Raw genomic sequence first — 23,929 nt, 5'->3', positions numbered from 1 at the left:
AAGCCTGTGGTAGACTGAAGAGAGAATACTTCAGAAAGTAGGAAAACCAATGACAAAACCGAAAATCTATACAATGACCTTTGCCAGTGTTTACCCGCTATATATCCAAAAAGCAGAACGTAAAAATCGAACGCAAGCGGAGGTTGACGAAATTATTTATTGGTTAACTGGTTATGATGAAAAAGGCTTGCAACAACAATTGGCTCAAAAAGTAACGATGGAAAAATTTTTTGAAGAAGCACCCAGTTTTAATGAAAACGCCCAATTGATCAAAGGCGTAATTTGTGGCTATCGCGTGGAAGAAATTGAAGATCCTTTAATGCAAAAAATCCGTTACCTAGATAAGTTAATCGACGATTTGGCCAAGGGAAAAGCGATGGAAAAAATTTTAAGAACATGAAGAGGTCGGGACAGAAGTGTTTAACTCCGAGAACCAAGTAGGTACTGTTTAACATCTATTTGCTTTGCAAATAGTGTTTCTCAGCAATAAGAAGGAATTTCCGAAAATTGTTCTTTAATTTTTGGAGAATTTCGGCTTATTTCCGAAGGAGTTGCTTCTGTTCCCGCCGTTTATTAGTTTTTGAGCGTGGGACAAAAATTCAAAGTGATTTTTGTCCCACGCTCTTCATGTTTTCTTGTACACGGAATTTAACTATTTCCTGTATTAATGAAAGAGGTAACTCTTGCGTGTAGGGAAATTGAATGGCACCTTTCGAGGTTTTAAAAGGGCGTAATTCTTTGCTGAAACGTTGGATGGCTGATGGCGTAGGATAGAAACCTAAATGTTGCTTGGCCGCCGCAAAATGCACTAAATTGCCATTTAAGTAAAAGGTCGGCATTCCATAAGCGATTTTTTCAGTAGTCTCCTGAGGAACAACCGCTAAAATTGCTTGGTAGATTTCTGTTAACTGTGTTTGATGTTGGGGTTGCTGGCGAATATAGTTTGCAATGATGGTCATCTAAAAACACCTCCGTTTGTTTCAGTATACTATGTAAAAAATAAAAGGCGAAGAGGATACAAAAAAACCGTCTAGTATTTTTTCTTTACTAAACGGCTTTTAGCTTAAATAACTACCTAAAGGGTCTTGCATGGAAATGTTTGTCACTCCTTAGTTTAATTGTTTTAAGTGTGCAATTGCTTCTTCAATTGTGTGACCAGTTGCTGTTTTACTTTCATTTTTTGCATCAAAAACAATGAAAATATTTTTGTCTGTGTCTAATTGAATACGGTATTGAATGTTTTTTACTTTGTAAGTCATAGTTATTCTCCTTTCATAAAGTACTCTAAAAAGGCGACGATAACTGATAACGAAATTCCATTGTTACTATACCACTGGAAAATTATTTTTGCAACAAATAACATTTTTTCTTTACCATTCCTTAGACTTCTTTGCTAGCTACTTCTTTACATTCTTTTTCAAGAAGCATAAAATAAATATATTACTAGTTTTTGAATAGGAGATCGATGTGAAAAAGAGAGTTGAGAAATTTAGACGATGGCCCTACCGCTACCTTTTGTATGGAATCGGGTTCATCTTATTAATTATTTTTAGTAATTTATATTTGCAATGGTGTCAGAATAACTTGTCTGTTGATTTAGCCTTCAAGTTTGCTTTTTCGTGGCATACGGAAAAGTTTTTCTTAGGTTGTTTTGTGCTAAGCGTTTTTTTACTTTTTTTATGTAGTTTGGCAGGTTCATTAGGAGTTGGCGCTCTTTTATATAGTGTCATAATAGGTGTTTTAGGATTTGCGGACTATCAAAAGATGTTTTATCGTGTCGAACCTATTTACCCAGACGACTTAAAAATGATCACAGAAGTTAGTTTATTAAAAGAAATGGTTGGTTTATGGCCGTTTATTTTTGTGGTAGCGTTAGGTTGTGTAGCACTTTTTTTCTTAGGAAAAGCCTTTTATAAAAGTTTCTTTTTATCGAAGAAAAAACAAACGATTCGTGTGTTAAGTCTTGTTCTTTCGATTGGTCTATTTTCATATATTGGTGATTTTAACAATCCGCAAAATTTGTTACGTAAAGCCTATAATAAAACCGCGTTATGGATTCCTTACAGCCAAAAAATGAATTACTACAATACAGGATTTATTGGTGGTTTTCTATATAATTTAAAAGTAGAGGCTATGGACCAACCAAAGGGTTATTCAAAAGAAGCTATTTCAGAAATTACTCAGAAATATCAAAAGTTGGCCGAGGCGAAACCAGTGCCGAGCAATGAGCAACCAAATATTGTGTTTGTCATGAGTGAAAGTTTTTCAAATCCAGATCATCTGAAAGGTTTGTCCATTATTGGTAACCCTTTAGCTGATTATCAGCAAATCGCTGATAAAACTTACAGTGGCCAGATGCTTTCACAAAACTACGGGGGCGGAACTGCGAATATTGAATTTGAAGCCCTAACAAGTTTTTCGATGGAATTAATGAATGCCCAAATGACTACACCTTATACAATGATGATTCCTAAGATGACGGAATTGCCTTCCATTGTTTCATTACTTAAGGAACAAAAGTACCAAACAACGGCTATTCATCCGTACAATACATCTATGTATAAACGAAAAGATGTGTATAAAATTTTAGGTTTTGATCAATTTATCAATGAAAAAACAATGAACTATACGGATAAACTAGAAAATAATCCTTACATTTCAGATCAAGCAGCGTATCAGGAAGTGACGACACTGCTTAAAGAAAAAGAGCAACCGCAATTCATTCATTTAGTTACTATGCAAACACATATGCCCTATGAAAATAAATACACAACGTCCAATTATTTTTCTCAAGGAAACGGCAATCAAGTCGCGCTCAATAATTATTTGCAAGATATTGCCTACAGTAGCGAAGCTTTGAAAAATTTCCTACAAGAAATCGAAAAAATGCCCAAACGCACATTAGTCGTTTTTTGGGGAGATCACTTACCAAGTATTTATGATGAAAACATTCAAGCGTTGAATGAAGGGGCAGCCCTTCACCAGACAGAATTTCTAATGTATGATACGGCGAACCAGTTAACAGAAAAAAATCAGCATCAAGCAACCATTAGTCCATTTTATTTTGCTCCCTCACTTTTCCAACAAAGTGGCTTACCGCAATCGGGATTTTACGCTATGCTAAATGAGGTACAAGAACAATTGCCTGCTTTTGAAAAGGGGAATTACTATCTCGGTGGGGAATGGAAAAAAACAGTAGAAATGAATAAAAAGCAAGAACAACTATATGAGGAATACCGACTGATTCAATATGACATTGTTTCAGGGAAGCAATATAGTTTAGAAAATCAATTTTTTAGCTAAAAAAAACACACGAAATATTCGTGTGTTTTTGATTTTTATTTTAAAGTTTTACGATAAACAATGACATAATAGCTGAAAGCTAACAGACAAGCAAAACTTAAAAAGTAAAGCGGTAAGACCCAAATGGTGCCATTGTGAAAGTAACTAATCAAATAGGTAAAGAAACTAACAAACAAGTAATAGACAAAACTAAAAATTCCACTGGCAGTACCAATTACAGATTCATAGCCTTTTAAGGCCATACTTAAGGCATTGGGCAAAGTAATATTAATCCCTAAGAAAAAGAGAAAAATAAACAAAATAAGACCAATGATTGTTTCAAATTGTGTCATTATTAATAAACAGCAAGCCGCAAAGATACTTAGCAGCAAACCAGTAAAGGCAATTTTTTCCGCTGACCAATATCCTAGCAACCAATTGATAAGAACCGCAGCAAGAATACTAGACACAGCTAAAACTAAACCAAGAAAGCCATATTGGACACTGCTAAAGCCAAAGTGATTGATGAAAATAAACGGAGCTTCTGCATAGTAGCTAAACAATAAACCATTAATGCCCCCAATCAATAAGCCGTAGCACCAAACTTTCGAGTCGAAGGAAAGGCGTTTCGCCACGGACCAAAAAGGCGCTTTCGTTAAGGTATTTCCTAAGTGAAAGGTTTCTGGCAAACGATAAAAACTATAGAAAAGTAATAGAACAGCCATGACAATTAAGGTGCTAAAGACATGCTGATAGCCAAAATAGGTTTGAACAAGTCCGCCGACTAAGGGTCCGATGGCAGGAGATAGCGATAGAGCAGCGCTTGTTTGAGCAAAAATTTTCCCTCTTTGAAGATCGTTAAAGCTTTCCCGCATCATCGATTGGGTAATAACAGAACCAACGCTTGCACCAAATGCTTGAATTAAACGGAAGAATAACAGCCAAGGAAATGTCGGACTCAAAAAAAGGCCAATATTTCCAATTAAATAGCATAAAATTCCTAATAACATAGCTGGGCGACGTCCAATCGTATCGGATAGAATTCCCCAGAATAAAACGCCAACGGCAAAGGCAACAAAATAAATACTCATGGTTAATTGTGCCACGCTATCGTGAATGTTAAAAGCAGAACTAAGCGCTGGCAAAATGGGTGTGAAAATCGACTCGCTGATTTGTGGAAATCCCACAAGCAAAATAATAATTAGTAATGATGGGACGGTGTTTCGGGTGTTTTTCATGATTTTTCTCCTTAAAAGTTTAATCTAATCAAAAACACCCATTGTCTTTTACAACCGCCAAATTTAAAATAAGTAAAATAATGTCACCAACTTTCCTTGAAATTTTTTATTATACAAAGTCTAAATGAAGAAGCGCTTCTTCTTGACTAAATTCATAAGTGTAGCGACCAGATAAACTGGCAAGCTCACCTGATGCTTGAAATAGTTCACCTGGGCAGTCTAAAAGACCCTGTGTAAACGTCCCTTTTTCGCAAGCAGTAAAGGTGCCTTTTTTTCCTAAATAAGTTCCTTCGAAATGTAGGAAACCGACCACTTGAGCCACAGCTTCAAGCCCATCTGCCATTGAAGAGCCTTGATAAGTCATTAAGTATTCCACAGAAGCTGTCCCAGATAAGGCGCCTGACAATTGATAAGTAGCGCTCGCTTGATTCACTGGGAAATTTTCATTAAGATTGTCAATCGGTTGTTCTTGCCAACTAGATACAGTAAATGATGCTTGCTCCATTGCTGTCCCTTCTTTCTTATTAATAAGAATAGGGTAGCGGGAAGCACACTATTTGTCAACAATCCACCACTTTAACTCTTCATTTTTTGCACAAAAGAATGTAACGCTAAGCGGTTGATGTGATAAGCAGTTCCTTGTTTTTGAATAAAGCCGCGCTCTCGAAATTGTTTGAAGGTATAAATAAGATGGCGATAACTAACCCCTAAGTATTCGGCAATCTCAGTATGTTTTTCTTTATAAACATCTTCGTGATTAGCGGCAACCAATAGCAATTCCGCTAGCCGATAACTTAGTTCATAGGTCTGATTCGTTGTAAAGTGGTCCACCCGTTGGATCATTTTTTTCCCTAGATAATGGCTGAGTTGCTGCATAAAAAGCACCTTGTTTTTTAAAACAGTTTCTGCGTAAGCTAAAGGTACAGCCAAACAACAGGTTTCACCTAAGGCGATAACGTCCTTGGTTATCGTTTCCGCTTGAACTAATGTTAAATCGCCAATTAAATCACCTGTCGTTAAAAACTGAACAATGGATTGGCGGCCATTGCGTTCTGTTTTTAAAATTTTCGCTTTTCCTTTGATTAAATAAAAAAGATAATTTAATGGCTCTGCTTGGTGATGAATGAATTCTTGATTTTCAAAATCGATAATAAAACTGTGTTTTAAATCAGTTTCATTAAAAAAAGGCGTATTTTTAGCTAATTCTTGTTTCGGTGATTGTTGGTAGGCTGTTTTAAGCATTTTTTTCTCCTTATAATAGGAGATATCTCCTATTTGTTTCTTCTATTGTAGCACATAATAGACGTATCAAGAGTAGAGGAGTTTTTATAATGTGGAAGAAAAAAATTGTACTATCGTTTCTTTTTTATTTAATTAGTGCATTGGGCATCAGTTTGACAATTCAAGCAGGCATCGGGGTTAGCAGTTTTAATGCGTTTAATGTGACCTTTGCAACACTTACACATTTAAAAGTCGGAACTGTTACCACAGCTATCAATTTCGCTTTTTTAGGCACGTGTTGGTTGTTAGATCAGCAGCGTAAAATTCAGGACTATTTGATTATTTTGGTGGCGTTAATTGGCTTTGGTTTTGTCATTAATTTTTTCTTATATCAATTATTTGGTTCGCTTGTTTTTCAAAATTATTTGGTTAAAATTGTTCTATTTATTTTAGGGACAATCATAGCAGGAATCGGGACAGGACAGGTAGTTGCGCTAGGTGTTTTGCAATTTCCCATTGAAAAATTTTGTACACTTATTTCTGAAAGAACGCGCTATAGTTTTCAGGTTTATCGTTATTTAGTTGATATTTTTTGTGTCAGTTTAGCACTAGGATTGTCCATTAGTTATCATTTGCCGATTTTTGTTCGTGAAGGAACCGTGATTAGTCTTTTCTTACTTTCTTGGGTTATTAGTTGGTCGAGAAAGCGGGGACAACAGCGTATTTTACGAATACAAATCAAGAAACTGGAATCCGAATGAAAGGATTTCAGTTTTTTTCAAATGAGCAGAACTTTTATTTGAAAAAAAGAGTGGAAAACGGTATACTAATTAAGTAATTATTCATAACATTGGTTCTCCAATCAATGTTAAATAGTTTTTTCATGAGGGAGTAACTGACAGTATTTATGCTGTGACAACATCACCAACTCCGAAAGCAATTTCTGGTGTTGTCTTAAACGGTGAGACTTATGTATGTTCGACGAAGTAGCATACACAAGTCTATTTTTTTTCATTTATTTTTGATGAAATGTAAAATAGTACTTGAAGGATGCTGCAAAAAATAGAGGAGGAAGAACATGTCAGAAGAAAAGAAAACACAATTGTCTGAAGCGTTTTACGCACAAGACGACACAGTTGTTTTGGAGAAAATGAACACAACAACTGATGGATTAAGTGCACAGGAGGCTCAAAAGCGTTTAGAAACGTACGGGGAAAATGTGCTAGATGAAGGGAAGAAAAAATCACTTGCCGTGAAATTCTTTGAGCAATTCAAAGATTTTATGATTATTGTTTTATTAGCGGCAGCGGTCATTTCAGCCGTCTTTTCCCATGATGTGGTAGACTCGATTATCATCTTAGTGGTTGTTATCTTGAACGCCATCTTTGGGGTCATCCAAGAAGCAAAAGCGGAACAAGCCATTGAAGCATTAAAAGAAATGTCTTCACCAAATGCGAATGTTCGCCGTGATGGACACGTCATTACTGTTAAAAGTGATGAATTAGTGCCAGGTGACATTGTTTTATTAGAAGCAGGGGATGTCGTTCCAGCCGATTTACGTTTATTGGAAGCGAATAGCTTAAAAATTGAAGAAGCAGCGTTAACCGGTGAATCTGTTCCAGTTGAAAAAGAAGTAACCATCTTAGAGGGAACCGATATTGGTATCGGTGACCGAATCAATATGGCTTATTCCAATAGTAATGTGACGTATGGACGTGGTCTTGGCGTTGTGGTTGGCACAGGAATGAATACAGAAGTCGGTAAAATTGCTGGCATGCTAGCAAGCGAACAAGAAACGGAAACGCCTTTAAAACAAAACTTAAACCAATTGGGTAAAATGTTAACAATTGCCATTTTAGTCATTGCAGCGGTGATGTTTGTGGTAGGAATGATGAATGGTCGTTCATGGATTGACATGTTATTAACGTCAATTTCGTTAGCTGTAGCGGCAATTCCAGAAGGATTACCAGCGATTGTCACAATTATTTTGGCTTTAGGTACCCAAAAAATGGCCAAGAAAAATGCGATTGTCCGTAAGTTACCAGCCGTTGAAACATTAGGAAGTACAGACATTATCTGTTCAGATAAAACAGGTACGTTAACCTTAAATCAAATGACCGTTGAAGCGTTGTATACAGATGGTCAAGTTTTATCTGCTTCCACAGAAATCCCTGCCGATAATATGGCTTTAAAAATCATGAACTTTACGAATGATACAAAAATCGCTCAAGATGGTTCATTAATTGGTGACCCAACAGAAACTGCCTTAGTACAATTTGGTTTAGATCATGCGTTTAACGTAACCGAAAAAGTAGCAGCTGAACCTCGTGTGGCAGAGATTCCTTTTGACTCTGATCGTAAATTAATGACTACTGTTCATGAATTAAAAACAGGTGGCTTCCTAGTTTCTGTCAAAGGTGCACCAGATGAATTATTGAAACGTTGTACGGAAATCTTATCAAATGGAGAAACAAGTCCATTAGATGAAACAAAACGTCAAGAAATTTTGAAAACCAACACCTCATTAGCGAAACAAGCCTTACGTGTTTTAGGAATGGCTTATAAATATGTTGAGACGATTCCAGCCGAAATGAGTTCTGAACTTGTGGAAAAAGATTTAACATTTGCTGGTTTAGTCGGTATGATTGACCCAGAAAGAAAAGAAGCTGCAGATGCTGTAAAAGTCGCGAAAGAAGCGGGTATTCGTCCAATTATGATTACGGGTGACCACCGTGATACAGCAGAAGCAATTGCGGCACGTTTAGGCATCATCAAAGAAGGCGACGACGATGCAGTCATTACAGGCGCTGAATTAAATGAATTGTCAGATGAAAAATTCGCACAAGTCGTGGGACACTACTCTGTCTATGCTCGTGTTTCACCAGAACACAAGGTTCGGATTGTTAAAGCGTGGCAACAAGAAGGAAAAGTGGTTGCGATGACTGGTGATGGCGTAAATGATGCCCCAGCCTTAAAAGCTGCTGACATCGGGATTGGTATGGGAATTACCGGAACAGAAGTATCAAAAGGTGCTTCAGATATGGTACTTGCCGATGATAACTTTTCAACAATTATTGTAGCGGTAGAAGAAGGACGTAAAGTCTTCTCAAATATCCAAAAAACGATTCAATATTTACTTTCAGCTAACTTAGGGGAAGTATTAACCTTGTTTATTGCAACAATGCTCAATTGGGATACCTTGTTACCTGTTCACTTATTGTGGATTAACTTAGTAACGGATACTTTCCCAGCGATTGCGTTAGGTGTGGAACCAGCAGAACGTGATGTGATGAGCCATGAACCTCGTGGTAAAAAATCGAACTTCTTCTCTGGCGGCGTTTTAAGCAGTGTTGTTTATCAAGGGATTACGCAAGGGGCATTGACTTTGATTGTGTACAAAATGTCAATTATGTTCCCAGCACATACCGCAGCTAACACAAACTTATCGGCGCAAGCGTTGTATGATTTACAACACGGCGATGCTTTAACCATGGCCTTCGCTACTTTGGGATTAATTCAATTGTTCCATGCCTTTAATGTGAAGTCGATTTATCAATCAATTTTCAAAGTTGGCTTATTCCGCAACAAATCATTTAACTATGGGATTCTTGTTTCGTTCTTGCTATTAGCTGCAACGATTGTTATTCCAGGATTTAATGATTTATTCAGCGTCACACATTTAGATGCATATCAATGGGCAATTGTAGCAGGTACTTCTTTTGCTATCATCCCAATTGTGGAAATTGTGAAGTTCTTCCAACGTAAAGCAGGTAAAGGTGCTTAATAAATAAGAAAAGAAAATTGGCTGGTACTTAAACCAGTCAATTTTTCTTTATGTAAGGAGTGAAAGGGCTTGAAACGGAAAATTATTTTCGAAACACAACGACTTATTGTCAGAGAATGGCAGTCGGAAGATGAAGTGGAATTGAAAAAATTTTTGCAAGATGAAAATGTGATGTATGCCTATGAACACGCTTTTTCTGATGAAGAGGTTGCAAACTGGCTAAAGTGGAACTTACAGTCCTATCAAGAATGCGGCTACGGCTTATGGGCGTTAGAGAAGAAACGAACAGGCGAAGTCATCGGCGAGTGTGGTCTCACCAATCAATTAGTAAAAGGCAAGAGCTATCCAGAAATTGGTTATCATTTATGTGTGAAAGAATGGCACAAAGGGTATGCGATTGAAGCTGCCGCAGCGACAAAGCAATACGCATTCGATGTATTAAATTTTCCAGAAGTTATTTCAACGATTCGTGATACGAACTTAGCCTCTATGAATGTCGCTATTCGAAACCAGATGCTTGTTAGGGATCGATACATTAAAACATACCGTGGCAAAACGATGCCTCACTATGTTTTCTCTGTTAAAAATCAAAAGAATGAAGACTGAAAAAGTGCCACTTGTCAGATGGAATAGAAAAAGTGTAAAATGGAGTGAAAGAGAAAAGGGAAAAGAGGGATAGTTATGAGACCAAATTTAGGATTTTACGTTCAAACAATTAATGATATCGTTAAAACAACAGAAGACATTGGCGAAGTCATGAATCCATATTACGAAGAAGTTCGTCAAGCGATTGATAAGAATAAAGTGAATGATTTAACAGCCGAACGAATTGCAGAAATTCAAGCAAAATTTAAAGAAGGTACTGAAAAATATGAATTAATGCTCAAAAAAGTCGGAACATTAAAACCAACACCACAAGTACTTGGCATTCACAAAAAATTTCAACATGCTTATACAGAATATGTAGCAGGATGCAATGAAATGATTTTAGCAACAGATCCAGAAACAGGTATTGATGCAGATTTATTTAATGCTTCAGAGGAAAAGCAGGATCAAGCAACGGATGAATTAACCTTTGCCATTACGCGAATGAGCAACATTCTTTTGAAAAAATAAAAAACTAATAAAAATAACTAACGAATTTAATATTTTTTTCATGTCTTTTTTATGGACAAAAGAGAAAGTGTATTGTATTATTAATTCATACCAACAACAACCTTTTTATTTTTCATTTTACTCTTATTGAGTAAATACTCCTTTTCCATCGGCAAAACTGCCGGTGGTTTTTTTGTTATTTTTTTATTTAATAATAAAACAACCTTTGATTTTAATAAAATCAAAGGTTGTTTTAGCTTGTTAATTTTCAACATTTCGCACATAATCATCAAAGTATTGAATTAACTCTTTCTTGATTTGTTGATAATCTGCTTCAGAATAGTTCTTTTCTTCTAGCGTACCATTAAAAAATGGCAAATTTAGTTCTTCTTTTAAACGTTCAATCACTTCTTCTTGCTTCATAAGGACCCCTTCTCAACGAATTGTTCTCTTCTATTATAGAACATTGTAGTCATCCGTCAATTGTTCAAAGGCAATTTTCATTTCCTCTAGACGTTCATTCAATTGATTGGTTTCATCTTCTTCATTGAAAAAATGTTGTTTTAATTCAAAATAAAAATTTTCGAAGGCTTGGAAAAAAGGCTCAGACTTGTTGTTTTCAAGAGCAGGAACACTTGTGTAGAGAACACGAGCGCTATGGTAGTAAGTGAAAACCTCGTTAATATTTAATAAAATACGCGCTTCTTCTGGGCGTGGTCGACTTGTAACTAAGTCATGTAAAGATAAACTTTTTGTATGGGTTTCAGATAAATAAAATAAAAATAGTTCCAATTGCTCTTTCGTTGCAGACATGAAAACTCCTCCTCAAACAGTAGTAACATTTATTATAAATGAAAATGAAAGTGCTTGAAAAGCAATGCGCTCAGCAAAAATAATTATTTTAAGGGAAAACTATAGTTGTTGCTTTAGCATTCTTTTTAATCATGATAAACTGAGAGAAGTATAGTAGGTCCTGACAGAGGAGGAAACAAATGAAAATTGTGATTATTGGTGCATCATTCGCAGGTATTTCCGCAGCAATTGCTTCAAGGAAAAAATATCCCCAAGCAGAAATTTCTTTAATTGATAAACAAGCAACAGTGGGGTATTTATCTGGTGGCTTAAGTGCGTATTTTAATCATACCATCAATGAATTACACGAAGCACGTTACATAACGGAAGAGGAATTACGTCGTCAAAAGATTCAGTTGCTTTTAAATAGAGAAGTCGTGGCAATGGATGTTGAGAACCAACTGATTGCTTGGGCGCAAAAGGAAGAACAACAGTGGTATTCTTATGATAAATTGATTTTAGCGACAGGCGCGAGCCAGTTTTCCACGCAAATTCGTGGTAGTCAAACAGAAAAATTACTCAAATATAAATTTTTATCAGGTGCTTTAGCGGCTGTTCCATTACTGGAAAAGAGCCAGACAGTAGCCGTCATTGGTGCAGGACCCATTGGAATGGAAGCTATTGATTTTCTTGTGAAAATGAAGAAAACTGTCCATGTCTTTGAAAGTTTAGAAAATCTATTGCCTAAATATTTTGATAAAGAAATGGTTGCAGATGTTCAAAAATCTTTGGAAAAACAAGCAGTAATTTTCCATTTTGAAGAAACGGTCCTAGGAATTGAAGAAACAGCAAATGGTATTGTTCTTGAAACAAACGAACAGAAAATTTCTTGTGACAGTGGGATTTTTGCTTTAAACTTACATCCTCAATTAGCCTATTTGGATAAAAAAATTCAACGGAATCTGGATCAGACAATCGCGGTGGATGCTTATTTACAAACTTCAGTGCCGAATGTTTTTGCCATCGGAGATTGCATTTCAGTTATGAATGAACCAGTCGCGGAAACTTTTTATGCTCCGTTAGTGAACAATGCGGTACGAACTGGCTTAGTAGTCGCCAACAATTTAGAAGAAAAAACACACCGATTCATTGGCTCTTTGCGAACAATGGGAACAAAAGTGGGGGACTATTACCTTGCTAGTACAGGTCTAACCGAAACGGAAGGTTTATTTTTTCCGCAAACACTTGCTTCCGTAATTGTTAGACAGCCAGCGCCGCCTCTACAACATGGGACAGAAATTTTAGGCAAATTAATCTATGATAAAGTGACGCAACGGGTCCTTGGTGCACAGCTTTGTTCAAAAAATAACTGTTTAGAAAAAATAAATACGTTAGCATTAAGTATCCAAACAGGTCAGACACTGACAGACCTATTACAAAAAGATTATTTTTATCAACCTTCCTTAACCAATATTTATGATATTACAAATTTGATGGGTGCTTCGGCTTATTGGAGAGAGAACGATGAAAGTTGAGACGTTATTGGAAAAGAAAGCGATGCGACAATTATTAACGGTGCAACAAACCATCTTAGCAGGCGGTACCTGCTCAGTCTCTGATTTAACAGCATTTTTAGCGGTCACAAAAGCCTCCTTTGAAAAAGACTTAGAGGATTTACATTATTTTTTGAAACCTTTTGGACAGGACTGTCAGCTTACTTATGATGGCCAGCAGCTATCAATCACCTTATCGGATTTTTTTTCGTTGAATCATTTAATTGAAGCATTTGTAAAAGAGTCTCTTAAATTTCAACTTTTAGATTATTTATATCGTAATAAAGAGTTTTCTATTGTTCAATTAACGACTAAATTTATGATTAGTGAGTCTTCTTTATTTCGAAAGATTAAGGAACTCAATCAATTGTTAGCCGCCTTTGATTTGCAAATAAAAAATGGACAACTACAGGGAGAAGAATTGCAGATTCGTTACTTTTACTTTCAGTTGTATTGGTATATTACTCCCTATGAAATACACCAGAAAAAAACGATGTCGCCGTTAAATAAACGGATAATTGAAGGGATTGAGACTGGCTTAGGTTTTACTTTTAATGAACATAATGCGTTAAAAGTTAGCCTTTGGTTGAGTATTACGAAAAAGCGCCTAGCGGTCACTTCAAAAAAATATCAACAATTGAGAAAGAAAATGATTGATTTTAAAGAAGATCCGTTATTTAAGCAAGTTCGACAATTGTTTTTCCGTTTTTCTAGTCGTTATTCATTAGAATTAGATGAAGGAGAAAGCATGATTCATTTTGTTTTTCTAATCACAATGTCGGTCTTACCAGAATCAGCTTTTGATGAATATTCCTTAATTCGGGGACGTCGTTCCGCTGTTTCTTTAGCTGATACGTTTATCTTGGAAAATGTGGTCTTGTATTATCGGCCCCATAAATTTGAACCTACTCTTGAGAAAACCATGGCTTACTATTTTTCACAAATTCATGGAAAACTGTATTTTTTTAAAGGAGAATTGGAAGTTTTTGATCGGGCCCATATCTGGGAAAAAGAACAGCAATTATCCAGTCGGGAATTAGCTTCTTTTTCAACAACGTTATTAGAAAAAGCTTTAGCTTGTTTTGATGAAACGTATCAACCAGGAGATAGTTTGCATGAACTTTCTCTGGTCAAATATTTAAGCGTGTTGGCATTAATTGAATTTAAAATGATTGGTGAAATAAAAATTGGAATTCATTTAGCAATGGATGCTCTTTATCAAGCGGCGTTAACACAAGTATTAATGCTCAGTCTTAAAAATATGAATGGCACGCTGGTGGAGAGGTATCAGCCTGAACAAACATATGATTTAATTGTGACCAATTATCAGCAAACAAGCTATCAAGGAACACCGGAAGTCTATGTTTTGTCAGAATTAAGTTCGACCTATGATGTGCAACAATTAAAAAAGAAAATACGCGCCTTGCGGGAGAAATAAAAAAAAGGTTGGTGTGACGGAAATTGTCTGATCCTCGCACCAGCCTTTTTACAACTAAAAGTCGAAAATTAGGCTTTTTTAAACAAAAATGTTTCTTTTTATTGAAAAATTAGAGATAATAAAAGTATTATTGAAAGCGTTGTCTTTGTTGGTTTTAGTAGAAATCCTTTCAATTTTTTTAAAATAAAAAAAGTTTTTGACATGTTTAGTTATTCTTTTGTTTGTAAGATAGGGACATAAAGAAAACGATTTCAAAAACGTTTAGGAGGAATTATCATGGCAGAAGAAAAATACATTATGGCGATTGATCAAGGAACGACTAGTTCTCGTGCAATTATTTTTGATAAAAAAGGAAACAAAATTGGTAGTTCACAAAAGGAATTTACTCAATATTTTCCTAATGCAGGCTGGGTGGAACATAATGCCAATGAAATTTGGAATTCTGTTCAATCCGTTATTGCAGGTTCTTTAATTGAGTCAGGAGTGAAACCTACAGATATTGCTGGAATTGGGATTACAAACCAACGGGAAACAACCGTTGTTTGGGACAAAGCAACTGGGTTACCCATTTATAACGCAATTGTTTGGCAATCACGCCAAACGACACCTATTGCCGATCAACTAAAAGAAGATGGCTACAGCGAAATGATTCATGAAAAAACTGGGTTAATCATTGATGCTTATTTCTCAGCAACGAAGGTTCGTTGGATCTTAGATCATGTAGAAGGTGCACAAGAACGTGCAGAAAACGGCGAATTGATGTTTGGAACAATTGATACTTGGCTCGTTTGGAAATTAACGGGAGATACTCATGTCACTGATTATTCAAATGCAAGTCGGACGATGTTGTTTAATATCCATGATTTAGATTGGGATCAAGAAATTTTGGATCTTTTAAATATCCCACGAGTGATGTTACCGAAAGTCGTTTCGAACTCTGAAGTGTATGGACTAACAAAAAATTACCATTTTTACGGAAGTGAAGTTCCTATCGCTGGGATGGCTGGTGACCAACAAGCCGCCTTATTTGGTCAAATGGCCTTTGAACCTGGGATGGTTAAAAATACCTATGGAACAGGCTCATTTATTGTCATGAACACTGGCGAAGAACCTCAACTTTCTAAAAATAATCTGCTTACCACTATTGGCTATGGCATTAACGGCAAAGTATATTATGCCTTGGAAGGAAGTATCTTCGTGGCTGGTTCAGCGATTCAATGGTTACGAGATGGCTTAAAAATGTTGCAAACGGCTGCGGAATCTGAAGCAGTAGCCAAAGCGTCAACAGGGCACAATGAAGTTTATGTGGTTCCTGCATTCACTGGTTTGGGTGCACCATATTGGGATTCACAAGCGCGTGGGGCTGTCTTTGGATTGACACGCGGTACCACGAGAGAAGATTTTGTCAAAGCGACACTTCAAGCAGTTGCGTATCAAGTTCGTGACATTATTGACACGATGAAAGAAGATACAGGCATAGATATTCCCGTCTTAAAAGTAGACGGTGGAGCAGCAAACAATGATTTCTTGATGCAATTCCAAGCAGATATTTTAAACACTGCTGTTCAAAGAGCCCATAACTTAGAAACAACGGCCTTAGGCGCAGCTTTCTTGGCGGGCTTAGCGGTTGGCTTCTGGAAAGACTTAGAAGAAATCAAAGCATTCCAAGAAGAAGGACAACAATTTGAACCCATTATGGCGGAAGAAGAACGAGAAGATTTATATGAAGGTTGGCAACAAGCAGTAGCAGCTACCCAACAATTCAAACGTAAAAATAAGTAAATGGAAAAGGGGAATTTTCTATGACTTTCTCAATAGAAACACGCCGACAATCAATCGACGCTTTAAAAACACAACACTTAGATGTCTTAATTATTGGTGGTGGCATTACTGGCGCAGGCGTTGCCCTGCAAGCCAGTGCCGCTAAAATGAAGACAGGGTTAATTGAAATGCAGGATTTCGCAGAGGGCACCTCTTCACGATCAACCAAATTAGTTCATGGTGGTATCCGCTATTTGAAAACGTTTGACGTGGAGGTGGTGGCAGATACAGTGAAAGAACGAGCCGTCGTTCAATCCATTGCGCCACACATCCCTAAAGCGGACCCCATGTTATTGCCGATTTATGATGAGCCAAATGCAACATTTAATCTATTTTCTGTCAAAATAGCAATGGATTTATATGATCAGTTAGCTGATGTAACAGGTACCAAGTACGCCAACTATCTGTTAACAAAAGACGAGGTTTTGGCACGTGAGCCACAACTAAAAAGTGAAGGTCTACAAGGTGGCGGTGTTTATTTAGATTACCGAAATAATGATGCTCGTTTAGTTATTGAAAATATTAAACAAGCAGTAGCTGACGGGGCGCATGCTGTGAGTCGGGTTCAAGCGGTGGGCTTTTTATACAATGATGAAGGGAAAATTACTGGCATTCAAGCAAAGGACCTACTAACTGACGAACAGTTTGAGATTCACGCAGATGTTGTGATTAATACTACTGGTCCTTGGTCAGATAAATTAAGAGGCTTAGACAAAAACGATTCATTTACACTACAAATGCGTCCAACCAAAGGGGTCCACTTAGTTGTCGACAAAAGCCGTTTAAATGTTCCTCAACCAACGTATTTTGATACAGGTAAACAAGATGGCCGCATGGTCTTCGTTGTTCCAAGAGAAGAAAAAACATATTTTGGGACGACGGATACAGATTACCATGGAGATTTTCAACATCCAACAGTAGAACAAAGTGATGTGGATTACCTATTGGAAGTAGTAAATAATCGTTATCCAGAGGTGCAATTAACAATTGATGATATTGAAGCCAGCTGGGCTGGCTTACGACCTTTAATTTCTGCTAACGGTGGCTCAGATTATAACGGGGGAAACAATGGCAAACTTTCAGATAAAAGTATTGATGAAGTCATTGATGTCGTTGACAGATACCAAAAAAACCAAACAGATAAACGAGAAATTGAAGAAGTCCTAAACCATCTAGAAGACAGTTTGGTGGAAAATAAAGTCAATCCTTCAGCTGTCTCTCGAGGCAGCTCATTGGAAAGATCAGCGGATGGCTTGCTCACTTTGGCTGGTGGGAAATTAACAGATTATCGTAAAATGGCAGAAGGTGCGATGAAAATGATTCAAACCATCTTAGCAGAAGAATACCAAAAAGAATTCACCTTAATTGATTCTAAAAACTATCCAGTTTCAGGCGGGAAATTGAACCCTGCAACGGTAGACGAAGAATTAGAAGCGTTGGCAAAACATGGCGTATCTAAAGGGTTAAGTGAAAAGGATGCACTATACTTAGCTCATTTATATGGCTCCAACGTACCAACTGTTTTTGAAATGATTGATGATGCCAAAGTAATTCCTGGTTTAACCTTAACAGAAACTATCTCTTTAAACTATGCGATGGAAGAAGAAATGGCTTTAACACCCGTCGACTTTTTATTGCGACGGACCAACCACTTATTGTTTATGCGTGATCGTTTGGACCAAGTGAAAGCGGGAGTCATTGAAGAAATGGCACAGCATTATCAGTGGACAGCGGAAGAAAGAGCACGACACATTGAAACATTAGAAAAAGTAATTGAAGAATCAGATTTAAAAAATTTGAAAGTAGGGTGAAGAAAAAATGGGAACTTCGATGATGACACAATTATTCGGTGAATTTTTCGGAACGATGATTTTAGTTTTACTAGGGGATGGCGTCTGTGCCGCAGTTAACTTGAAGAAAAGCAAAGCCTTTGCTTCTGGTTGGGTCGTTATTGCTTTAGGTTGGGGCGCTGCTGTTACATTAGCTGTTTACATGTCTGGGTATATGAGTCCAGCGCATTTAAATCCTGCTGTAACAGTTGCGATGGCAATTACTGGAAACTTTGAATGGGGCATGGTTTTACCTTATATCGTAGCTCAAGTCCTAGGCGGTTTTATTGGTGGTTTAGTTGTCTGGTTAGCTTATTTACCCCATTGGAACATTACAGAAGACAAAGGTGCTATTTTAGGAACCTTCGCCACTGGTCCAGCTGTCCGTAACTATCCAGCCAATGTTTTAACAGAAATTATCGGCACATTTGTCTTGGTTTTTGGTTTACTAGCCTTTTCTCAAAACGACTTAGCGGCTGGCATTAATCCAATGCTTGTTGGGATTTTGGTCTTAGGACTAGGTCTATCATTAGGCGGACCTACAGGTTATGCAATTAACCCTGCACGTGATTTAGGACCTCGTTTAGCGCACCAAATTATTCCTGTGAAAACAAAAGGTGATTCTGATTGGGCTTATTCTTGGGTGCCAATTGTGGGACCTATCTTAGGTGCTTCATTAGCTGCAGTAATTTATTTATTCACTATTTAATAGAAAAAACGAATAACTAACTGAATAGAAAAAAAGAACGAACCCAGAAATCTACACTAATTTTTGGGTTCGTTCTTTTTTATTGTAAATCGAAAATAGCGATACTTATTTTACTGAAAATTAATTCCCAATCTTCCCGGGTTAACTCTTCTTCTAAAATATAAATTCGTTCAATTTTTTTAGGCAAATTAAACATAGGATAATCAGTAATTACAATGTCGCAAGTAGAAAAATTCGTTCGTTCAAAAATAATGTCCTCACTAAACGCTTGTTTAATTTTCATCATGATAAAACTCGCAATGTAAAAATCGCGAGAATACGACACGCCAATTTTTATTTTAGTACGTGGGCTATAATGTTTATAGATTCTTAGTAGTAATTCGCATATCCAATTAGGATTTTCTTGGTCTTTAAATTCTAATTGATAAGGGAAGTTACCTGAAAAACTTTGATAAAAATCATAAATTTCCTTCTGTAAAGTCTTTTGGCTAGCACTGTTTTTATTGACTAAGAAATCTAGAATTGCTGTATTTGGTTGTTTAGAAATAAACAGTTGATTGTAAACAACATTTTTAAACAAAATAAGTAAAAAGTAATGACGATCAACTTCGCGCATTTCTGAAATCTGAAAAACTTGGCAAAAATCGGTTAGTAAGGCATCTACGTAGTAATATTCGGGACAAGAAATTTCAATTAAAGAAGCCAGTAAATATTCAGCTTGTTTTGCTGAATCAAAATTATCAATTGCGATTGGTGCAATGATATTGATGACTTCTTTTTGTGTTTTTGAAAAATCTGATTGACAACAAAAGATAGTTTGAGTAGGTTCCGAATAAAGTGATAAATAAGGGTGCTTTTCAAATTCTTTTTGGAGTTCTACTTCACAAGTATAGGGGAAGCGGTATTTCGCAATGTGTAAGAGTAAATTTAATTTTAATCGGGAAGCAAACTCTAACCGTTCAAGTATTTCTGGTTTAATGTGTTGCGTCAGTATATCTTCAAAATAAGTAGACGTATACTTTGGTAAGGCTAAAGTATTTAAGAATATAGTCCAATAAACATCTAGGAATGCATAGATAACTTGAAACTCAGTACCTTTTATCACTTTGCTAGCTGAAGGTGAAAAATGTACCGAAATACCGTAAAGAGCTAGTAACTTATTAATATTATTGAGTCTTTTATAAATATAAGAAGAACTAAAATTTGTTTCTTGACTGACTTTCCAGACAGAATTGTTTTCTTTTTTGATAATTGCTTGGAAAAGAATAAAGTCAGTAGAATTTAAACAATAATAGTTAAACAATAAGAAATAATGAGAAAGAAAATCATTTTCAGACGTATGTAACGAAATTTTTCCATGATTTATTTGGATTTTTAAGGTACTTTCATTAATTTCGGCTAAGTCTTCTTGGATTTCATGAAGATAGATTGATAAATTTTTATTGGACAAATCGAATGTTTTTGCAACGCTAGACAAATTAAGATTGGTTTGTTTAGCCAAATATAAAAAAACAGCCAACTTTTTTTGTGTTTTTTTGACAGTAGATATTTTTTTATAGCATCCTGGGTTTTTATAGGACTCACTCCTTAAAAATAATTTCTCTTTTATTATAAAAGTTATTAAATAAAAAAGTAATAAAAATGCTTAATACTTGTAGTACTAAGACAAAGGTCTGTCATTTAATAACCAGGCGCTCACTAAATTTTTTTAATAGGTGAGTAACCTAATGTATAGAAATTGATAACACTGGAGATTAATACCGTAAGAATGGTTCTGTATATTTGTAAAATAAAAACGAGCCTGGGAAAAAATCCAAAGTGATTTTTTTCCCAGGCTTAAAAACTGATAAGCGGTGGGGACAGAAGTGCTTACGACGAAGATTGCTCTATGATTACTCGACGCAATTAGGACTTTGAGAGGCAAGGATCGAATCACATCAATCTCTACATGAAAATTACTAAGAATTGAGTTATTTCACTGCAAAAAAGGAACAGTTGAAAGCAATGTATTTACATGGGGAAAGAATGGGCCTGCCCAAATTAAAGAACACTAGGCTTTTTCAATTCTAGTATGTTTCATGCGAATTTTTGGAAATTCCTTCTTATTTGTTTTTTTCATGGAATCAGTTGTCTCTGTTGAGCCTTTTAGAAATCTGTCCTGACCTCGTTACGATGAGCAAAGAGAGCGGGTTCTTTTTTTATCAAATAATTTTCCAAAGTGACATGATCAACTAAAGAATCAATCACCCCTTCTTTAGAAACTGAAAATCCTGCAGCCTGAATTGCTATTTGAATGGATGCTTCAGTCGGATAACCTTTCGAAAGATAGGAGGCGAGCGCACTGATAAAGCTGTCACTGGCACCAGTGCTATCCACAGCTATATTTTCTGTTGCAGGGAAATAGTGGCACACTTGGGGTGTTTTTAATAACACGCCTTTTTTTCCTAAAGTAACAATGACATTTTTTACGCCCATTTCTAAGAAGTACGCCGCTTTCTCTTCTAAGGTACCAGTATCTGGTTGAAGTTCCAATAATTCATCTTCATTGGGAATGAAAAAATCAACCTTTTCTAGTATATTCACTGGAATATGATGAATAGCAGCTGGTTTTAAAATAATCGGTACCCCTGAATGTTGGGCGATTTCACAAGCTTTCTCAACAGCAGACAAAGGAATTTCTGTTTGAATGAGACAAAAACTGGCATCCATAAATAGGTGTTTTTGCTGTGCGATTTTTTTAGGTGTAAGCGCTGTGTTTGCACCAGGTAAGATTGAAATCATGGAGTCGCCGCTTGTCTCAACATAAATATAAGCTTGACCAGTCTCAGTATCTTGAATACGTGTGATACCATCTGTCGTAACGTGGTATTTTTCTAATTCTTTATATAAGTAATTCGCATCTGTGTCTGAGCCTAAACAACCAATTAAGGTGGCCTGATGCCCCAGTTTGGTTAAGCCAACAGCTTGATTTAATCCTTTTCCGCCGGGGAATTTAGCATAGCTAGACAAAAAATTTGTTTTGCCGTTATGTGGTAAATTTGTTGAATACAGATAATTATCAACGTTTAAACTACCCACTACAATCATTTTGCTATGTGGATTAACACTAGACATGCCTAATGTATTTTTGTGATCTAGCACCAATTTTTCAGCCTCATTAATCAAGGCTGTTTTTTCTTTGCGTTTGTTAAGCAATGATAAGGCTAACTGGCTGCCAAACGTCTCTGTATCTAATAAGACGGAAGAAATATGATCAGGTAAAAATGAACGATCAATTTTTCGCTTAATTGCGAGTAAAGAGTAATTATCAGGGGTTCGCAAACCGCTCTGCTTTAAAAGCTGTTCCAAAAAGACAGCCTGGGTATAGTCATCGGTAAGGATACCCGTAATCCCATCTGTGATAAGCTGATTACTGAAATCAGCAGGGATAGTGGTTAAAATATTTTCTTTATTAAAGGGTAAATTGACATCAAATAAGGCTTTTTTATAGCCTGCAATAATTGCTTCTTTATATTTTGGGTTAGTGACGAAATAACTAATTTTTTTATGGTTATTCTGTAATAATTCTTGGGTTAAAACATAACTAGCTTCTTCATAAAGCCTCGCTAGAGAAGGCAATTCGTTAGTTGAGTGATTGACGAAATAGTAAGGAATCGTTAATTCTTCTATAAATTTCGCGTATTGTTTACTGTTTTCATTGATTGGGTCCCAAATAATGCCACTGGCTTGTTTTAAAGTTGGCGAGGTAATATTTTTCAGTTCTTGTTCTAAACTACCGTGACTATTTAAAATCAAGCAGTTATAGCCATTTTCTTGAGCTTTATCAATAAAGCTCGTAACCCAAGCTTCAAAAGTTTCATGGCTATTTAATAATAACACGAAGGTTTTTGTAGTACTATTTGTGACGAGATTTGCTGAGTAAGGTGTGTAGTTGTAATCTCGAACGATTTTTAAGACACGCTCACGGGTTTCTTTACTAATAGTTTGATCTTTATTATTTATAATTTTGGATACAGTTGAAGCGGAAACGCCAGCTAATTTTGCAATATCTTTAATATTCATCATTTTCGTCCTTTCACTGAACTCTTTTTTATAGTAAGCATTCTAAAAGCAGAAAGTCAAGAAAAAGCCTAATTATTTATTATTTAGAAATTCTGCTTGACTTTTAATGAAAGCGCTGTTAATCTCAAATTAAGAAAACGTTTCCGGAAATGTTTTTCCTAAATGTGAATGGAGGAAGAAAAATGGATACAAAGAAAAGACCGATCATTATTGATACGGACCCAGGAATTGATGATGCTGTAGCTTTAGCGATTGCACTGAATCATCCTAACCTAGAAGTTCGCTTAATAACGACGGTTGCAGGGAATGTAGATGTAGAAAAAACAACAAATAATGCTTTGAAACTTGTCGATTTTTTTGGGAAAAAGGTTCCTGTAGCCAAGGGGTGTAATTGTCCGTTACTTATTCAATTGGAAGATTCTGCTGAGATTCATGGGGAGACTGGCATGGATGGCTTTGAGTTTCCGCAACCTATCTCTACGTGTTTAGATATTCATGCAGTGGAAGCTATGCGAAAAGAAATTCTGTCTAGTGATGTTCCTTTGACCATTGTTCCAATTGCTGCATTAACGAATATTGCTTTGTTACTGACCCTCTATCCAGAAGTCAAAGAAAATATTGCAGAAATCGTCATGATGGGTGGCTCATTAGCAAGGGGAAATACAAATACAAGTGCCGAATTTAATACGTATGTCGATCCACACGCTGCACAAATTGTTTTCCAATCAGGTGTCCCGCTAACAATGGTAGGATTAGATGTTACAAGTCAAGCTGTGTTAACGAATCATGAAGTAACAGCCATCAGAGCGCTTGGCAGAGTTGGGGAAATGTTTTATGGTCTTTTCCGTCATTATAGAGGCGGCAGTTTAACTACAGGTTTGAAAATGCATGATGTCTGTGCGATTGCCTATTTAACTTCACCAGAATTATTTGAGACAACTGAAACGTTCATTGAAGTTGCTTTGGAAGGTCCAGCTGCGGGAGCTACTGTTGCGGATTTAAAAATGAAGTATCATAAAAACACGAATGCCGTTGCCTGTATAGATGTAAATGTTGAAGCTTTTCAAAAATGGGTTGTCGAAAAAATGAAAGCGGTTAATTAACT

Annotated in this window: 21 protein-coding genes and 1 pseudogene; 12 read left to right on the top strand and 10 right to left on the bottom strand. The window is 36.3% G+C overall.

The window, feature by feature from the left end; genetic code table 11:
• The first annotated feature begins 49 nt into the window (after positions 1 to 49).
• The gene (locus IGJ90_RS08740) at positions 50 to 400 is read left to right on the top strand and encodes a DUF2200 domain-containing protein (RefSeq protein WP_002366875.1); all 351 of its coding nucleotides are present in this window, start codon (positions 50 to 52) and stop codon (positions 398 to 400) included.
• 199 nt (positions 401 to 599) lie between these two features.
• On the opposite strand, the gene IGJ90_RS08735 is transcribed toward IGJ90_RS08740, so the two are convergent.
• Together IGJ90_RS08735 and IGJ90_RS08730 are read right to left on the bottom strand one after the other, a co-directional pair.
• On the bottom strand, positions 600 to 959 hold the full coding sequence (locus IGJ90_RS08735) for an iron chaperone (protein WP_002364154.1): 360 nt from the start codon (positions 957 to 959) through the stop codon (positions 600 to 602).
• A 150-nt stretch (positions 960 to 1,109) separates the two neighbouring features.
• A complete protein-coding gene (locus tag IGJ90_RS08730; protein ID WP_002357118.1) occupies positions 1,110 to 1,259 on the bottom strand; it encodes a hypothetical protein in 150 nt (49 codons plus the stop codon).
• A gap of 208 nt (positions 1,260 to 1,467) precedes the next feature.
• Here IGJ90_RS08730 and IGJ90_RS08725 point away from each other — a divergent pair, with 208 nt between their 5' ends.
• Positions 1,468 to 3,303: an LTA synthase family protein gene (locus IGJ90_RS08725; RefSeq protein WP_002370980.1), complete on the top strand. Its 1,836-nt coding sequence runs from the start codon at positions 1,468 to 1,470 to the stop codon at positions 3,301 to 3,303.
• A 35-nt stretch (positions 3,304 to 3,338) separates the two neighbouring features.
• On the opposite strand, the gene IGJ90_RS08720 is transcribed toward IGJ90_RS08725, so the two are convergent.
• From IGJ90_RS08720 to yeiL, 3 genes are all read right to left on the bottom strand, one after another.
• Positions 3,339 to 4,520 (bottom strand): multidrug effflux MFS transporter, encoded by a 1,182-nt coding sequence (locus IGJ90_RS08720; RefSeq protein ID WP_002366871.1) that lies wholly within the window; start codon positions 4,518 to 4,520, stop codon positions 3,339 to 3,341.
• Between the two features lie 109 nt (positions 4,521 to 4,629).
• Positions 4,630 to 5,025 (bottom strand): DUF3224 domain-containing protein, encoded by a 396-nt coding sequence (locus IGJ90_RS08715; protein WP_002366870.1) that lies wholly within the window; start codon positions 5,023 to 5,025, stop codon positions 4,630 to 4,632.
• Positions 5,026 to 5,096: 71 nt separating this feature from the next.
• Positions 5,097 to 5,762 carry a transcriptional regulator YeiL gene (gene yeiL, locus IGJ90_RS08710; RefSeq protein ID WP_002366869.1) on the bottom strand — a complete coding sequence of 222 codons (666 nt, stop codon included), beginning with the start codon at positions 5,760 to 5,762 and terminating at the stop codon, positions 5,097 to 5,099.
• 89 nt (positions 5,763 to 5,851) lie between these two features.
• On the opposite strand from yeiL, the gene IGJ90_RS08705 reads away from it, so the two are divergent.
• From IGJ90_RS08705 to IGJ90_RS08690, 4 genes are all read left to right on the top strand, one after another.
• Positions 5,852 to 6,502, top strand: coding sequence for a YczE/YyaS/YitT family protein (locus tag IGJ90_RS08705; protein WP_002366868.1), 651 nt, complete (start codon positions 5,852 to 5,854; stop codon positions 6,500 to 6,502).
• Positions 6,503 to 6,819: 317 nt separating this feature from the next.
• Positions 6,820 to 9,525, top strand: a complete 2,706-nt coding sequence (locus IGJ90_RS08700; protein ID WP_002377094.1) for a cation-translocating P-type ATPase — start codon at positions 6,820 to 6,822, stop codon at positions 9,523 to 9,525.
• A gap of 69 nt (positions 9,526 to 9,594) precedes the next feature.
• Positions 9,595 to 10,131 carry a GNAT family N-acetyltransferase gene (locus IGJ90_RS08695; RefSeq protein ID WP_002366867.1) on the top strand — a complete coding sequence of 179 codons (537 nt, stop codon included), beginning with the start codon at positions 9,595 to 9,597 and terminating at the stop codon, positions 10,129 to 10,131.
• A gap of 69 nt (positions 10,132 to 10,200) precedes the next feature.
• On the top strand, positions 10,201 to 10,641 hold the full coding sequence (locus IGJ90_RS08690; RefSeq protein ID WP_002385841.1) for a hypothetical protein: 441 nt from the start codon (positions 10,201 to 10,203) through the stop codon (positions 10,639 to 10,641).
• 80 nt (positions 10,642 to 10,721) lie between these two features.
• Here the strand turns inward: IGJ90_RS08690 and IGJ90_RS08685 are convergent, their stop codons facing one another.
• The 3 genes from IGJ90_RS08685 to IGJ90_RS08675 are packed head-to-tail and all read right to left on the bottom strand — an operon-like array spanning position 10,722 to position 11,433.
• Positions 10,722 to 10,895, bottom strand: a complete 174-nt coding sequence (locus IGJ90_RS08685) for a hypothetical protein (protein WP_016630088.1) — start codon at positions 10,893 to 10,895, stop codon at positions 10,722 to 10,724.
• Entirely contained in the window at positions 10,882 to 11,043 is a 162-nt protein-coding gene (locus IGJ90_RS08680; RefSeq protein WP_002357133.1) for a hypothetical protein, read from the bottom strand. Before IGJ90_RS08680 ends, IGJ90_RS08685 begins: the two co-directional genes overlap by 14 nt.
• A gap of 33 nt (positions 11,044 to 11,076) precedes the next feature.
• The gene (locus tag IGJ90_RS08675) at positions 11,077 to 11,433 is read right to left on the bottom strand and encodes a hypothetical protein (protein WP_002357135.1); all 357 of its coding nucleotides are present in this window, start codon (positions 11,431 to 11,433) and stop codon (positions 11,077 to 11,079) included.
• Positions 11,434 to 11,612: 179 nt separating this feature from the next.
• Between IGJ90_RS08675 and IGJ90_RS08670 the strand changes: the two genes are divergently transcribed.
• From IGJ90_RS08670 to IGJ90_RS08650, 5 genes are all read left to right on the top strand, one after another.
• The gene (locus IGJ90_RS08670) at positions 11,613 to 12,947 is read left to right on the top strand and encodes an FAD-dependent oxidoreductase (protein ID WP_104659667.1); all 1,335 of its coding nucleotides are present in this window, start codon (positions 11,613 to 11,615) and stop codon (positions 12,945 to 12,947) included.
• Positions 12,937 to 14,403 (top strand): helix-turn-helix domain-containing protein, encoded by a 1,467-nt coding sequence (locus IGJ90_RS08665; RefSeq protein WP_002390305.1) that lies wholly within the window; start codon positions 12,937 to 12,939, stop codon positions 14,401 to 14,403. Before IGJ90_RS08670 ends, IGJ90_RS08665 begins: the two co-directional genes overlap by 11 nt.
• Before the next feature lie 276 nt (positions 14,404 to 14,679).
• A complete protein-coding gene (gene glpK, locus IGJ90_RS08660; RefSeq protein ID WP_002357138.1) occupies positions 14,680 to 16,185 on the top strand; it encodes a glycerol kinase GlpK in 1,506 nt (501 codons plus the stop codon).
• A 20-nt stretch (positions 16,186 to 16,205) separates the two neighbouring features.
• On the top strand, positions 16,206 to 18,035 hold the full coding sequence (glpO, locus tag IGJ90_RS08655) for a type 1 glycerol-3-phosphate oxidase (protein WP_438767989.1): 1,830 nt from the start codon (positions 16,206 to 16,208) through the stop codon (positions 18,033 to 18,035).
• 7 nt (positions 18,036 to 18,042) lie between these two features.
• Positions 18,043 to 18,762, top strand: coding sequence for an MIP/aquaporin family protein (locus IGJ90_RS08650; RefSeq protein ID WP_002357140.1), 720 nt, complete (start codon positions 18,043 to 18,045; stop codon positions 18,760 to 18,762).
• 79 nt (positions 18,763 to 18,841) lie between these two features.
• Here the strand turns inward: IGJ90_RS08650 and IGJ90_RS08645 are convergent.
• Positions 18,842 to 20,346 (bottom strand): annotated as a pseudogene (locus IGJ90_RS08645) (helix-turn-helix domain-containing protein).
• 561 nt (positions 20,347 to 20,907) lie between these two features.
• A complete protein-coding gene (locus tag IGJ90_RS08640; RefSeq protein WP_438767987.1) occupies positions 20,908 to 22,827 on the bottom strand; it encodes a PfkB family carbohydrate kinase in 1,920 nt (639 codons plus the stop codon).
• 146 nt (positions 22,828 to 22,973) lie between these two features.
• Here IGJ90_RS08640 and rihC point away from each other — a divergent pair, with 146 nt between their 5' ends.
• Entirely contained in the window at positions 22,974 to 23,927 is a 954-nt protein-coding gene (rihC, locus tag IGJ90_RS08635) for a ribonucleoside hydrolase RihC (RefSeq protein ID WP_002383111.1), read from the top strand.
• The last annotated feature ends 2 nt before the right edge of the window (positions 23,928 to 23,929 follow it).

The organism is Enterococcus sp. AZ129, assembly GCF_051714505.1.
Taxonomy (GTDB): domain Bacteria; phylum Bacillota; class Bacilli; order Lactobacillales; family Enterococcaceae; genus Enterococcus; species Enterococcus faecalis.
This window is presented reverse-complemented; position numbering and strand designations above follow the sequence as displayed.